Origin of the sequence: Cohnella silvisoli, from assembly GCF_021190915.1 — a bacterium.
GTDB lineage: Bacteria > Bacillota > Bacilli > Paenibacillales > Paenibacillaceae > Cohnella > Cohnella silvisoli.
This window is the reverse complement of record NZ_JAIOAP010000016.1, coordinates 139,325-153,198: the sequence shown is the minus strand read 5'-3', so window position 1 is coordinate 153,198 and position 13,874 is coordinate 139,325. Positions and strand designations below refer to the sequence as shown.

The window sequence follows — 13,874 nt, the reverse complement described above, 5'->3', positions numbered from 1 at the left end:
GAAGCAGCGGGCAGGAAAGTTGTTCCATTTTGCATAAAACCTATTCGTTTCATCCGAGGAAAGTCTATGTTAATGTAAAAAGATGACGCTTGACGGCGCTTGGGAGTTTCTTGGGAGCGCCGGGCTGTATGGTAATAAGGAATCGGGCAGACGGGGGAACGACGGTGGAAAGCTTGAGTAGCGGATTTCGGTATTTCAATCGCATAGCGGGGATAACGATCATTCCGATCGTGGCGATTGCCGTATTGCTCGGGATCTATACTTACACGGAGTCGAATAAGAGCGCGCCGCCGGCGAGTCACGGGGTACTTGACCTGAGCGGGTGGGATTTCCATGAGAAGGGGATCGTTAATCTCGACGGGGAATGGGAGTTTTACCGGGATCGGTTGATATCTCCCGAACAGTTCCGCGAGGGGGCCGCAGATCAATTCATCTATATGGATGTTCCGGATTCGTGGTACGGGGGCGAGCCTTCTAACGAAGGAAGTAAAGCGGAATACGCGACGTATCGACTTAAAGTGAAGCTTAGAGACAATAACGACAGTTATGGGATAAAAATAACGAACATTCAGATGTCGCACAAGCTATTCGTGAACGGCGATCTGAGAGGAAGGGGTGGAAATCCAACTACGAGCGTCGAAGGTTATGTGCCGGGGGATGCCCCCTACACAACATTCGTGCAAGCTGACGGAGGCGAGATGGATATCGTCATCCAGGTTGCCGACCATACCTACTCGGCTGGCGGCGGGGTTGACTATATTCAGTTCGGCTTACAGGAAGATATGCTTCGATCGGGCCAAGTCACTTTTGGAACCGAATTATCGGGCATATTCATTCTGCTCTTGTTCGGCGGGTATCATATTAGCATCTACATGATGCGCAGGAAGGATAAGGCCTACCTGTACAGCGGTTTATACTTTTTATCGATGTTGGTGCTGCTTAGCATGAACGGGAATAAGCTGCTTCTCCAGCTATGGCCTGGGGTTCCTATCGACGTGGCTTATAAGATGTATGATATCGGGGGTTTCTCGAATATCGCCATTCTCGGTTTATTTCTGCATCATCTGGACCGGAAGCTGCTGACGAAAAAGCACCTCCTCTATTTAGTAACTCCAATCGTTGCCTATTTAATTGCTATCATCGTGTTACCCTATTCCTTATATCAATCCATGGGAAATTTGCCCTGGGAATATGCGTTATTTGTCGTTTCATTTTATTTCTATCGGATTGTTCGCCTGTATATCAAGCAGGATGGAGAGTTGTTGAATCGCAAAGAGATCGCGCTGCTGACCGGAATGATACTGTCTATCGCCATGATCTTGGTCGTCGGGTTATTCTACTCGTTAGGTTGGGTGGAGACGGAAGTTGGACGCAAAATCGCGATGATCGCCATCATTGCCTTTATGAACACCTTGTTGGCGCTTCGCCTTACCCATGCCACGGAACAGACGGAGAAACTTACGGACCAGTTGATTCTTAGGGATCAGTTGAAGGATGAGTTTCTGGCGAATACGTCCCATGAGCTTAAGACGCCGCTTCATGGCATTCAGAATATCGCTTCCTATCTTCTTGAAGAGAAGGCGGGGCAGCTAACGGACAAGCAGCGAAGCGAGCTTACGCTCATTCAGGATACTTCCACGAAAATGTCGGCGCTCGTTAACGATTTAGTGGATGTCGTTCAGATGAAGCACGGGGATTTGCGACTGCAAGAAACGGTTCTGGACGTGCATGTCGTCGCCCAAACCGTATTTCAAGTGCTTGAATTCGAGCTTACAGGCAAAGATGTGCGCTGGAGCAACCGGATCCCGCCGCATACTTTGGTGAAAGCCGATGAGAACAGAGTTCGGCAGGTGCTTTACAACCTAATCCATAATGCCATTAAGCATACGAAGAGCGGCTGGATCGAGATCTCGGCGCAATCGGCGGGGGACCTGCTCGCCGTGTCCGTAGAAGATACCGGGATCGGTATTCCGAAGGAAAGCCATGAGGCGATCTTCGGATATTTCGAGCAAGCGGAACGGTCGTTACCGCAGGACGGATATACGGGTATGGGGCTTGGCCTCTACATTAGCCGCCAGCTCGTAGAGAGAATGGGCGGGTCTATCGCCGTAGAGCGGTCGGAGCCGGGCAAAGGCACGAGGATGGTGTTCACGCTTCCGGCCGTTAAGGCTGAAGGAAGATCCGCGGATGAAGAAGGGTTGTTCACTGGGGGACAAAAAGAAGTTGCCGTTACGCGTGAGAGTCTGGACATCATGGACGAGCGATACGAGCATACCGTGCTCATCGTCGATGATGAGGCGTCCAATATTCGCATCTTGCTGAATTTGCTGGGCGACGACTACAACGTGCTTACGGCGTTCTCGGCCAGGGAGGCGCTTCGCAGGCTGGAGGATCATCCGAATATCGATCTGATGATTCTGGACGTTATGATGCCGGAGATGTCCGGGATCGATCTATGCCGCACCATTCGGGAAACCCGCTCAATAATAGAGCTGCCCATACTATTCGCTACGGTGAAGGATTCCCTTCACGATATCGAGCTTTGCTTCCGGGCGGGAGGGAACGATTTCATCGCGAAGCCATTCGATCAGAAAACGTTGGCCGCCCGGGTCCGCACCCTCCTGTCTATGAAGACGTCGATGGACCAAGCGCTCAAGAACGAGTTGGCTTTTCTGCAAGCGCAGATCAAGCCGCATTTTCTCTATAACGCCATTAGCAGCATTATCTCCTTCTGCTATACTGACGGGGCGAAAGCGGCTTACCTGCTGTCCATGCTGAGCCGATATTTACGCTTCGTGTTCGAGAGGGATCAAAAGTCCATGTACGTACCGCTTAGAGTGGAGCTTGAGTTGGTGCAGGCATACGTGGAAATCGAGAAAGCCAGATTCGGAGAACGGTTGGAATTTAGGCTGTACGAAGACCCTGGGCTGGACGATGTGAGGATTCCATCCCTATGCATTCAGCCGTATGTCGAAAATGCGATCCGGCATGGCTTGTTCGAGAAGGAAGGGCCCGGTACGGTGACGCTGTCGATCACGGACGGGGACGGCTACATTCGTTTCGATATCGTGGATGACGGAGTCGGGATGGCGGATGACGTGCTGTATCGGCTAAGCGCGGGAGAGCGGCCAGGCGGCGCGGGCATCGGAATGACGAACGTGCGCAGACGCCTGATGGCGATTCCCGGCGCGAGTATAACCGTCGATTCCGCTCTGGAGCAGGGAACGAAGGTGACCGTCTTTCTGCCGAAGGATGAGGAAACGGCGGCGGATTCCGCCGCGGGCTAATGACTGCGACGCCTGAATGACGAGGAGGATAAGGCATGCTTCGCGTAATCATCGTGGAAGACGAGAAGCCGATATTGGACTTAATGGAAAGGCTGGTCGGGCAGCATCCGATGCTTGAAGCGGTTGGAACCTTTACGAGCGCGGCCGAAGCCTTGACGCGGTTTGGAGAGCTAAGGCCGGACGCGGCGTTTCTCGACGTGGAAATGCCGAGGATGGGGGGCATCGAGCTCGCGGAAAAGCTGAAGGCGATCGACGAGGAGCTTCAGATCGTGTTTACGACGGCGTATCCCCAGTATGCGGTAGATGCTTTCCGGGTTAGCGCGGTAGATTATTTGCTGAAGCCGGTGACGCCCGACGCGATCGAGAGAGTCGCTGCGCGCTTGAGCAAGAATCATGCGCTTCGATCCGCTAAGTCGGATGCCGCTGCCGCGGAAGAGCCGCCCGTTCGTTGCTTGGGCACGTTCGAGACAAGAGGAGCAAGCGGAGCACTTATGGGCTGGCCGACCCGGAAGACGGAGGAGCTGTTTGCTCACTTGCTCGCATATCCGAACCGGATCATGGGCAAATGGCAGCTGGCTGACCTTCTCTGGCCGGATCTGGAGGAAGAACGGGCTATCCATAACGTCCACAACACCGTCTATCGCTTGAAAAAAGCGTTCAAGGAAGCGGGCATCGCGGTAGAGGTCACGAACGCGAACGACGGGTATCATGTTCAGTTGCCCGCGTCCTTGTCGGATCTGGGCATTTTCCGGGAATTCATGGGGCGTACTGCGGCAGTCGATCAGTGGAACGCGGACGAGGCGGAAAGACATTTCCGGTTGTATCTGGGGACGCTGTTCGGAGGCAAAGATTACGTCTGGAGCACGGGATTGGCTACGGAGCTGAGTGAACAGTACGGCTCGTTGGCCCGGATGCTGGCGTCGCATTATCGCGAGACGGGAAATCGTGCGGCGATGAAGGAAACGATGCGCATGTACTTATCCTACGAACCCCTCGACGAAGACATGAACGCCCGGCTGCTTCGACTGTATGCGGAGAACGAGGAGGAGGAATCGTTCCGCAGACATTATGCGCATTATACGAGGCTGCTGGACGAGGAACTCGGAATCGCCCCGTCGGCGGAGCTTCGGATGCTGTCGGAGCGCATACTGTAGGCGTGGAGCGGGGGCCGGTTCGATCGTTGCTTTTGTTTCCGACCCCTGCGTCAATTGGCGTGGGGTTTTCGCGTATCCGTCGATCTTGTGAGAATTTTGGGAGAATCGTTTGCTAGATTTGCCATAACGAGGCGAATAATCAAATTCGTTGTGGGAAGAGGTAGAAAGATGGCAGTAAAAATAGCATCTAAGGCTACAGGCAATAGGTTCTTAGCTTTCATTATCGTAGCGGCAATGGTGGTCGGTCTTATTGCACCTATCGGCAACAAGGCTGAAGCGGCGGTTGGGGACGTGATTGTTCAAAGCGTGTCTCCAACAAACGGAAGTGTGATGAAAATGTTGGATTACATGAGTCTGAAATTGTCCGATCCGGAGGGACATACCCTTCTACAGCCGACTTTAGTCATTCGGAGAATCAGCGATGGCAAATTTCTGCTTAAGGATTCAGATCCCGACCCCGAGCGGTCTTGGACTTCGGTCAAGCCGGGAGGCCTTGTAATGAATATAGATGGCGGCAGCAGCGGTAGCTATTTTATATATACGGATGCAGGCATACAAAAGGCTCTTTATAAAGATGACGATTACGAAATCCTTTATGAGATTTATGATAACGATGGAACGTCGACCGGTACCAGGTATCTTACTGTCCCATTTACTATTGATAGAACGCCGCCAGAAATTAACGGAGGCTACATTGATGGAAACACGCTGATTTTCGATATTAATGAAGCGATTGTTAAAGATAATTTGAATGTTTTACCGACGGATTTCGTCATGGAAGCGAGTGGCGTTCCGGTTGAGTTTGACTTTATTAGCCCTATAGATAATTCCAATTCTTTTCTGGCGCTTACGAAGAGTCCGGTAGCTTATAACGATTTAGTGAAGATTCATTTTGCCGCAGGCTCGAATGCTATAACCGACTTAGCGGGCAACGTGCTGAGCACGGATGTATTCACGCTCGAAAATCGAACGGTTCAGCCTGTTCAGCCTCCGCGCGCGTTTCAATCCGATCCCGTTATCCATTTGCCTTTGAAAACGGGTTATCAGCTTAAGGCCAATGATGCGATCGCCACTTTCATCCCTTCCGAAGATTCGGCCTACGTGCTGCGATTCGAGTTTCCGAACGACGGATTGAACAAATCCGTTCTCAAGAACGCGCCGAACTTGGCAAATACGGATTTTATTATTCGCAATAATACGGATTCCGTGAATATGATTCCTATCTCTATGATAATAAATGAGAGAGATGTGGATCTCGTGTTTTCGTCAGGTTTTCAAAAAGACAAATCCTATACGCTCGCGATGTCCGCAACGGCAAGCGGCGACGAGATTACCTTTCCAATGAGCGCCACGACATCGGCCACTGTTTATGTCGGTTTGTTCAATCCCGCCGGTCCCGGTACATCAATCACGGCGATAAATGAACACCGTTACCAAAATATGAATTTACAGGCTTCCGAAGTTACGCAAGCCCCTCAGTCATCGGACATTCACATCGTGAACAATGATTTTGGAACGGATGTCCTTACGGTAGATAATGTGATGGCCGGCGGGATCGTGAAGGTATACGACGCGCCGTCGGGAGGCAATGAAATCGGAAGGTTCGCGCAAGGAGTCGTGTCGGGAAAGGTCACGATCAATATTGTTGGAGGTAGTGTCGTCCCAACCCTATATGTTACGGTTACGGATGTGGCCGCCGGTAATTTGGAGAGCAGTCGCGTAGCGTATGTTTTACCGGCGCCTGTGCAAAAAGGCGCTCTGTCGGTCACGATCATTGTCGCTCAATCCAACCATGACACTGCTGTCGAAGGAGAAAGGGACGGTCAATATGCGGCGGGCTCGAAAGCTGCGTTTCAAACTGCGATCGATGCGGCTGTAGGTGTGAGAAATAGTTTGATCGCAAGCCAGGCTCAAGTAGACACGGCAGTCGCAGCGCTCAATGCGGCGGAATCGCTCTTTAATTCGAAAAAAATCGTTATCGATCGCTCCGTGCTAAGCAGTTCGATAGTCGCTGCTATCGCGAAAATGGGTGGGGCAATCGAAGGGGGAGCGGACGGGAATTTTGCAATTGGATCGAAGGATATTTTTGCAGCTGCTATTGATGCAGCGATTATTGTAAGGGATGACAATTCGGCAACGCAAGTGCAAGTGGATACAGCGGTTTCCGTATTGAATACGGCAGTTGCAGTTTTTGAATCCAAAGTCGTAAGGGTCACTAAAACGGCGTTACAAGCCGCAATTGTCGCTGCTCAAGCCAAACACGACGCAGCTACGGAAGGCTCGGCGAACGGCCAGTATCCAACAGGATCCAAAGCCATCTTGCAGACCGCGATAACGGTAGCGACGACGATAGCAAGCAATGTCTCGGCAACGCAAGCGCAAGTAGACGCAGCGGTGGCGGCGCTGAACGCTACTGCAGCGGCATTCGAAGCGAAGAAGATCGTAATCTTGCCGAGCAGTGGAGGTGGCGTGGATAGCGGCCCGTCAACTCAGCAACCAAGGAGCGTCCAATTAACGGTAGAAAGCGGCGGAGTCGTTCTCGGCAAGCTTCCACTTACCCGAACAATAGACGCTAACGGGCGCGCCAAGGATCAACTGGATCTTAAGAAGGAACAAATATCCGAATGGGCGGACCGGTTGAATGCTGCTGGCAAGCTGAGCCTAACGATTCCGGACGACAACAATATCGTGGACGAATACAACGTCACGATTCCGGCAGAGGCTGTACTGCTTCTGGCAGAACGTAATCTTGCTTTCAACCTCATGATGAACGGTGTGGAGATTACTATACCCGCGAGCTCCTTGAAGGACATTAAGGAAGCGATCAAGCTGAAGATAACTCCGGTCGCGGCGAAAGAGAAGCAGGATGAGCTCGAACGGCGTGCGGACGGGAATGCGCAGGTCAGAAGCATAGTCGGCAAGGGCGCGCTGAAGCAGATCGGCCTTCCGGTATCGATCGAGACGAATTTGCAAAATCGCAAGGTGACGCTGATCCTCCCAACGGGCAGCCCGGCGCTTAGCGAGGAGCAGCTTCGGAATAGTGGAATTTACGTTGAGCATAGCGACGGAACTCAAGAATTGATTGTGCCGCGCAAAACCAATAACGGATTGGGATTCGACGTAGACAAGTTCAGTACGTTTGCCATCGTTCATGTGGAAAGATGGCAGGAGTTCCGAAATTCTCAGGCTGGAGAAAACAAGCTGCCTTATATTTCAGGCTACGCAGGAGGTTTGTTCAAGCCGGAGGTCGGCATTACGCGGGGAGAGCTGGCGGCAATCTTAGCCAAAGTTATTAAAGGTGAAGCGACGAAATCCCCGATAACATTCAAAGATGTCCCTGACATCCTTTGGGCAAAGGAAGCGATCGACAAAGTCGTGAAGCTAGGCCTGATGAAAGGCTCTCCAGACGGCAGCTTCATACCGGACAAGCCGATTACGCGGGCGGAGATGGCGGTCATTGCGGCGGCGATTGTCCGAAACGGAGCGAGCGGCAGAGAAGCAAGCTTCAAGGACGTGGCCGGCCACTGGGCGGAAGCGGAAATCCGCACAGTGAGCACGGCAGGCATCTTGACCGGCTTCAAGGACGGAACGTTCCGTCCTGGCAAGGCGCTCAGCCGTGCCGAAGCCGTCGTGCTCATCAACAGGCTTATCGGCCGCAAACCGGATCCATCCGAAGAACCAAGATACAAGGACGTACCTGCCACGCATTGGGCTTACGGCGACATTCAAGCCGCAGCAAACCCTTATCAGCCATAACCACAAACCTCAGATTACTCCCCTATGTCGGAAGACATGGGGGTTTTGCGCTGCTAGATGCACCATTTTCCAAAATGCCATATAAAGAGGACAAAAACCCTTATCGTGAGAACGCATACTTAGGTCTATAATAGATTGGAGAAGACGAATATAAGGACGCCCGGACTGCTGGGCGATACGATTCAAATCATAGGGATGGTGGGAATGAAATGAGTAAACCGCAGGTTGGCATTCAGTTATATTCCGTACGCGATCGCAGCGAGAAGGACTTCTTGGGAACGATCAAGGAAATCGGGGAAATCGGTTACCGCAACGTGGAGCTTGCCGGTTACTACGGCCATTCGGCTAAAGAAGTTCGTCAAGCGTTGTCCGATGCAGGATTAAATGCTCCTTCCGCACACGTAGGGCTGTCCGTTGGCGACACTGCGATTTGGGATAATCTGAAGCAACAAGTCGAGTACGGCTTGGAGCTTGGTTTGAAGCGTTTTATCGTTCCGTGGTATCCACTCGGCGACAATCCATCGCTGGATGACGTGTACAAAATGGCGGATACGCTTGAGCAAGCCGCGAAGATCGTGAAGGAATCCGGCCTTTCGTTCGGTTATCATAACCATGCGTTCGAGTTTATGCCTGTGGAAGGCAAGCTCATTATCGATCACGTGTTCGAGAGAGTTTCCCCGGACCTGCTGTTCGCGGAATTCGATCTCGGTTGGGTGAAGGTAGCGGGCCAAGATCCAGCAGAGTACGTGAAGAAGTACGCGGGACGGCTTCCGGTCGTTCATGCGAAGGATTTCAAAGCGGACGGCAAAGATACCGAAATCGGAAAAGGTACGGTCGATTGGGATTCCGCGTTGGCAGCATGCGAATCTTCAGGCGTAGAATATGTCATTATTGAGCAAGAGCAGTATGACGTGTCCTCGCTAGAGAGTGCGAAGCTCAACTACGTTTGGTTCAAGAATCGCGGTTGGCTGTAAGTAACTAGAGAATACGAAATGTTAAACCCGGCGGATGCCGGGTTTTTTGCATGTGAACTATTACCCGTACGTGTCGTGTGCTGGTCGCGATTTTACTCGGATGAAGTTAATTTGTTAGTATAGTGGTGTGATGTACAGAAGGAACGGAGGCAACGTGGATTATGGAAATAAGACAGATGCGGGCGGATGAGTTCGAGGAAAGAATGGCGTTATCGCAATTCGCATTTCAATATCAAATGACTGCTGAGCAAATAGAATCTCGAAGGAGCACCTACCAAGCGGAGAACGATTGGGGCGCTTTCGATGAACAAGGAGCGCTGTTATCCGCTCTGATTATCATCCCTCTGGAAAGCTGGGTCCAAGGCAAGAATCTGAAGATGGGCGGGATCGCGGGCGTGGCCACCTGGCCCGAGGCGCGGAGGCAAGGTTGCGTGAGTAAGCTGCTCGTCCACTCCTTGGAGACGATGAAAAATAACGGCCAAACGATTAGTATGCTGCACCCTTTCGCTTTTTCTTTTTACCGCAAATACGGTTGGGAAATGACGATAGAACGCAAGAAGTATACGATCGAAACGCGCCAACTGCCGCCTCGGGTTGAAACTCCGGGTCAAGTTAAGCGGATGACTAAGCCTGATTTCGCGGAGCTTGACGACATTTATTCGAGTTACGCGTCGCGATATAACGGCACTTTGGTTCGGACGCAAGAGTGGTGGGAGAACAGAATTCTGACCCAAACCGGCACCGTAGCCGTTTACTATAATGAAGGAAATGTGCCAGAGGGTTATGTTTTTTATCACATTAAGGACAGGACGTTAACGGTTCACGATTGGGTGAGCACGAACGAAACTTCCCGCAAGGCGTTATGGACTTTCATCGGCAATCACGATTCGATGTTCGACCAGATGACGATTACCGCGTCCGCCGATGATCCTGTGCCGTTCTTGTTGCCCGACCCGAGGATCAAGCAAGAGGTTATTCCGTACTTCATGACTAGGATCGTGGATGCGGAGGCATTTGTCAGGTTGTACCCTTGGGCGCCGGGGGAGCGGGAGGAAGCGGTTATAATCTCCCTGACTGACTCACATGCTTCTTGGAACAACGGCGTTTATCGGCTGAATTGGAGCAAAGAGGGACTGGCGCGGATTGAGCGGTTAGAAGGGGCGGCTGCGTCTGAGAGCGAGGGGATTTCCTGCGATATTCAAGCGTTGGCGGCCATGTTGACGGGAAATCGGAAGCCTTCTTTGCTGCACGAGGTAGGGTGGATTAGCGGATCTGAGGAAAATATAGCGTTATTGGAGCGGCGGATTCCGGAACGGACGGCGTACTTGATGGATTTTTTCTGAGTCGGGTGTCTACGGAAACGGCATTCCTTTCCTCTAAAACTTACATGGTTGTCAACCTGCAGGGCGTTGTGATAAAATAAAAATACTGTTTTCGTTTCGGTATCAGGGAGGTGTAAGCGATGGACGTCGTACTTAAAATAATCTTGGTTATTTTCTCGCTGGGACTAATTGCAGTTGTTCTTCTTCAAAAAGGTAAGAGCGCAGGCTTGTCAGGCGCGATCTCCGGTGGAGCTGAGCACTTGTTCGGTAAGCAGAAGGCCCGCGGCATTGACTTGTTCTTGCAGCGTCTGACTGTCGGATTAGCGGTTGGTTTCTTCATCCTTTCTTTGGTGGTCGCATATTTCGTTAAAGCGGCTTAATGAACAAACAGAGATCAGGCAGGAAGCGATAGCTTCCTGCCTTTTTTGTGCAAATGCGCATGAGATTGGTTGTTTGATCCGATTGCCGAGGACGCAAAATGTACATACTATAATTAGGACGAGGTGATACGGATGCCGATGTGCACGGAGCAGGAGCTGCTCGACTTCATGCGGGAAACCGCTTATAAACCGATGACTTACAAGGAATTAGAGAAACATTTTGGCATAGAGGATGCGGCCGAGTTCAAGGCTTTCCTGAGAATGTTGACCGAAATGGAGCAAGACGGCAAGATCTTATTAACCCGTACGGATCGCTATGGCGTTCCGGAACGGATGAATTTGCTGCGCGGTCGTATCCAGTCCCATCCGAAAGGCTTTGCCTTTCTGATCCCGGACGATAAGGAGCATCCCGACCTGTACATTCACGCGAATGACATGAAGGGAACGATGAACGGCGATATCGTGCTGGCGCGAGTATCCGCGAAGAACGAGAACGGCAAGCTGGAAGGCGAGATCGTACGCATCGTCAAACGTGCGGTGACGCAAGTCGTCGGCTTGTTCCACAACCATGAGAGCTACGGCTTTGTGGTGCCGGATGACAAGCGGATCAACAAAGATATTTTCATCCGGGGCGAAGGCTTCAAGGGTGCGGTGACCGGTCAGAAGGTTGTCGTTAACATCATTACGTATCCCGAAGGACGTTCTGCCGCGGAAGGCGAGATCGTCGAGATTCTGGGACACAAGGATGATCCCGGAGTAGACATTCTGAGCATCATTCGCAAGCATGGATTGCCGGAGAGCTTTCCGGGAGATGTGCTGGCGGAAGCCGATTCGGCTCCTGACACAATTACAGAAGAAGAAATCGTGCAGCAAGGGCGCCGCGACTTGCGGGACAAGGTCATCGTGACGATCGACGGCGAAGACGCCAAAGATCTGGACGATGCGGTTAATGTGGAGAGGCTGCCGAATGGCAACTTCGTGCTTGGCGTTCATATCGCCGATGTCAGTTACTATGTGCGAGAGAAGTCCAAGCTGGATGAGGAAGCCTATAATCGGGGCTGCAGCGTATACTTGGTCGATCGGGTCATTCCGATGCTTCCGCACCGGCTATCCAACGGGATTTGTTCTCTGAATCCGCAAGTGGATCGGCTTACGATGTCTTGCGAGATGGAGTTCGAGCCGGGTACGATGAAGCAAGTGCGCCATGATATTTTTACGAGCGTGATCCGGACGACGGAAAGAATGACGTACACGAACGTCCGTAAAATATTAAACGATGAAGATCCGGAAGTGACGGAGCGTTACTCGGGATTGGTGGATACCTTCAAGCTCATGCGCGAGCTGGCGATGGGTCTTCGCGGGATGCGGATGCGCCGCGGCGCGATCGATTTCGAATTCCAGGAATCGAAGGTCATCGTGGACGAGCAGGGTAAGCCTGTTGATATTGTAAAAAGGGAACGTTCGATCGCCGAGCAGATTATTGAAGAGTTTATGTTGGTGGCGAACGAGACGGTGGCTGAGCATTTCCATTGGCTGAAGGTGCCGTTCATCTATCGGATTCACGAAGAGCCGTCCGCCGAGAAGCTGATGACTTTCATGCAATTCGCGGGCAACTTCGGATATGCGGTGCGGGGCAAAGGGAACACGGTACACCCTCGCGCTCTTCAGACATTATTGGAAGAGATTCAAGGGACGAAGGAAGAAACCGTCCTCAGCACGATGATGCTGCGGTCGATGAAGCAGGCGAAGTACGATTCGGAAAGCTTAGGCCATTTTGGTCTTGCTGCGGAATACTACTCGCATTTCACATCGCCGATCCGTCGTTATCCCGATCTTGCGATTCATCGCGTCATGCGCGAGGTGCTGGAGAACGGGGGCGCGTTGCCGGATAATCGTTACGATTCGCTTAACGCCCGCATGCCGGATATTGCGTCGCAATCGTCGGAGCGCGAGCGAGTGGCGGTCGATGCGGAGCGAGATACCGAAAAGCTGAAGAAAGCCGAGTATATGCTCGATAAGATCGGTGAAGAGTTCACCGGAATTATTAGCGGCGTGACGAGCTTCGGGATGTTCATCGAATTGGAAAATACAGTGGAAGGACTCATTCGTCTTAGCGATCTGACGGACGATTATTATCACTTCCATGAATTGCATATGGCGTTGATTGGCGAGCGTACGTCGAAGATTTACCGGATCGGCGATGAGGTTAAAATTCGCGTAGCCCGGGTTAACATGAGCGATCACACGATCGATTTCGAGATGGTGGACATGAAGCCGCGCAGCGGAAACCGCGTCAACTTGGTTGATGTGCGGGGCTCGGGCGGCTTCGACCGCAAGCGCAAGAATAAGCGCGGCGGAGGTTTCGCTGGAGCCGGCGGCAGGCAGGCGGCGGGACGCGGTGAACGGGGCGGCCGTGGCGGCCAAGGCGAGCGCGGCGGTCGCGGGGATAGCCGAGTCGCGAAAGCGGGCGACGGGAGCGTGAATGCCGCCGTGCAGAACGATGGCGGTCAAGGCGGCAGACGCAAGAAGAAATCGGCGGCGAATAAAGGCGTATTGGAAGCTCAGTCCAATGTAGTCGAACCGATAGGAATTCAAGCACCGCCTATTGCGTCCGGCAGCCCGCGTGCACGTTCGAAACGCAAGGGCGATGGTGCGGATACTGTCGTAGCTGCGGGTTCGAATAGCGTAGGAACGAAAGGCTCGGCATCCAATGGTGCGAGATTAAGCGAATCGGGCGGTGCGACAGACAACGCTGCTCCGGCGAGACGCGGCAAGCTCGACATGTGGGGACTTCCGCGCTCCGGCAATTATCCTAAAAATGCCGACGACGGCACGGATGGCACTAAGCCGTTAGGCTCACGCAAAGGCGGCGGCAACGGCGGCAGTCGGATTAATCGTGCGCCGAAGCCTTTCACCAAAGCGGAAGCCTCGGTTCCGAAACCAAGCAGTGACAAGCCGAGAAGACAAAGAAAACCGAAAGAATAAAACGATAAGGGAACCT

Annotated in this window: 7 protein-coding genes; all 7 read left to right on the top strand. The window is 52.3% G+C overall.

What is annotated here, in order from left to right; translation table 11 throughout:
• Positions 1–128 precede the first annotated feature (128 nt).
• Positions 129–3,287, top strand: coding sequence for a hybrid sensor histidine kinase/response regulator (locus K7P76_RS25565; protein ID WP_232188782.1), 3,159 nt, complete (start codon positions 129–131; stop codon positions 3,285–3,287).
• Positions 3,288–3,322: 35 nt separating this feature from the next.
• On the top strand, positions 3,323–4,441 hold the full coding sequence (locus K7P76_RS25560; protein ID WP_232188774.1) for a response regulator: 1,119 nt from the start codon (positions 3,323–3,325) through the stop codon (positions 4,439–4,441).
• A gap of 168 nt (positions 4,442–4,609) precedes the next feature.
• Positions 4,610–8,197, top strand: a complete 3,588-nt coding sequence (locus K7P76_RS25555) for an S-layer homology domain-containing protein (RefSeq protein WP_232188756.1) — start codon at positions 4,610–4,612, stop codon at positions 8,195–8,197.
• Between the two features lie 209 nt (positions 8,198–8,406).
• The gene (locus K7P76_RS25550) at positions 8,407–9,171 is read left to right on the top strand and encodes a sugar phosphate isomerase/epimerase family protein (protein WP_232188754.1); all 765 of its coding nucleotides are present in this window, start codon (positions 8,407–8,409) and stop codon (positions 9,169–9,171) included.
• Positions 9,172–9,332: 161 nt separating this feature from the next.
• A complete protein-coding gene (locus K7P76_RS25545; RefSeq protein WP_232188753.1) occupies positions 9,333–10,514 on the top strand; it encodes a GNAT family N-acetyltransferase in 1,182 nt (393 codons plus the stop codon).
• 119 nt (positions 10,515–10,633) lie between these two features.
• Positions 10,634–10,873 carry a preprotein translocase subunit SecG gene (gene secG, locus K7P76_RS25540; RefSeq protein WP_232188751.1) on the top strand — a complete coding sequence of 80 codons (240 nt, stop codon included), beginning with the start codon at positions 10,634–10,636 and terminating at the stop codon, positions 10,871–10,873.
• Positions 10,874–11,011: 138 nt separating this feature from the next.
• Positions 11,012–13,858, top strand: a complete 2,847-nt coding sequence (gene rnr, locus K7P76_RS25535) for a ribonuclease R (protein WP_232188913.1) — start codon at positions 11,012–11,014, stop codon at positions 13,856–13,858.
• Positions 13,859–13,874 lie beyond the last annotated feature (16 nt).

What these genes read in the sequence shown, in the direction of transcription:
- K7P76_RS25565 (WP_232188782.1), top strand. Translation starts at nt 129, where the DNA reads ATGGTAATAAGGAATCGGGCAGACGGGGGAACGACGGTGGAAAGCTTG.
- K7P76_RS25560 (WP_232188774.1), top strand. Translation starts at nt 3,323, where the DNA reads ATGCTTCGCGTAATCATCGTGGAAGACGAGAAGCCGATATTGGACTTA.
- K7P76_RS25555 (WP_232188756.1), top strand. Translation starts at nt 4,610, where the DNA reads ATGGCAGTAAAAATAGCATCTAAGGCTACAGGCAATAGGTTCTTAGCT.
- K7P76_RS25550 (WP_232188754.1), top strand. Translation starts at nt 8,407, where the DNA reads ATGAGTAAACCGCAGGTTGGCATTCAGTTATATTCCGTACGCGATCGC.
- K7P76_RS25545 (WP_232188753.1), top strand. Translation starts at nt 9,333, where the DNA reads ATGGAAATAAGACAGATGCGGGCGGATGAGTTCGAGGAAAGAATGGCG.
- secG (WP_232188751.1), top strand. Translation starts at nt 10,634, where the DNA reads ATGGACGTCGTACTTAAAATAATCTTGGTTATTTTCTCGCTGGGACTA.
- rnr (WP_232188913.1), top strand. Translation starts at nt 11,012, where the DNA reads ATGTGCACGGAGCAGGAGCTGCTCGACTTCATGCGGGAAACCGCTTAT.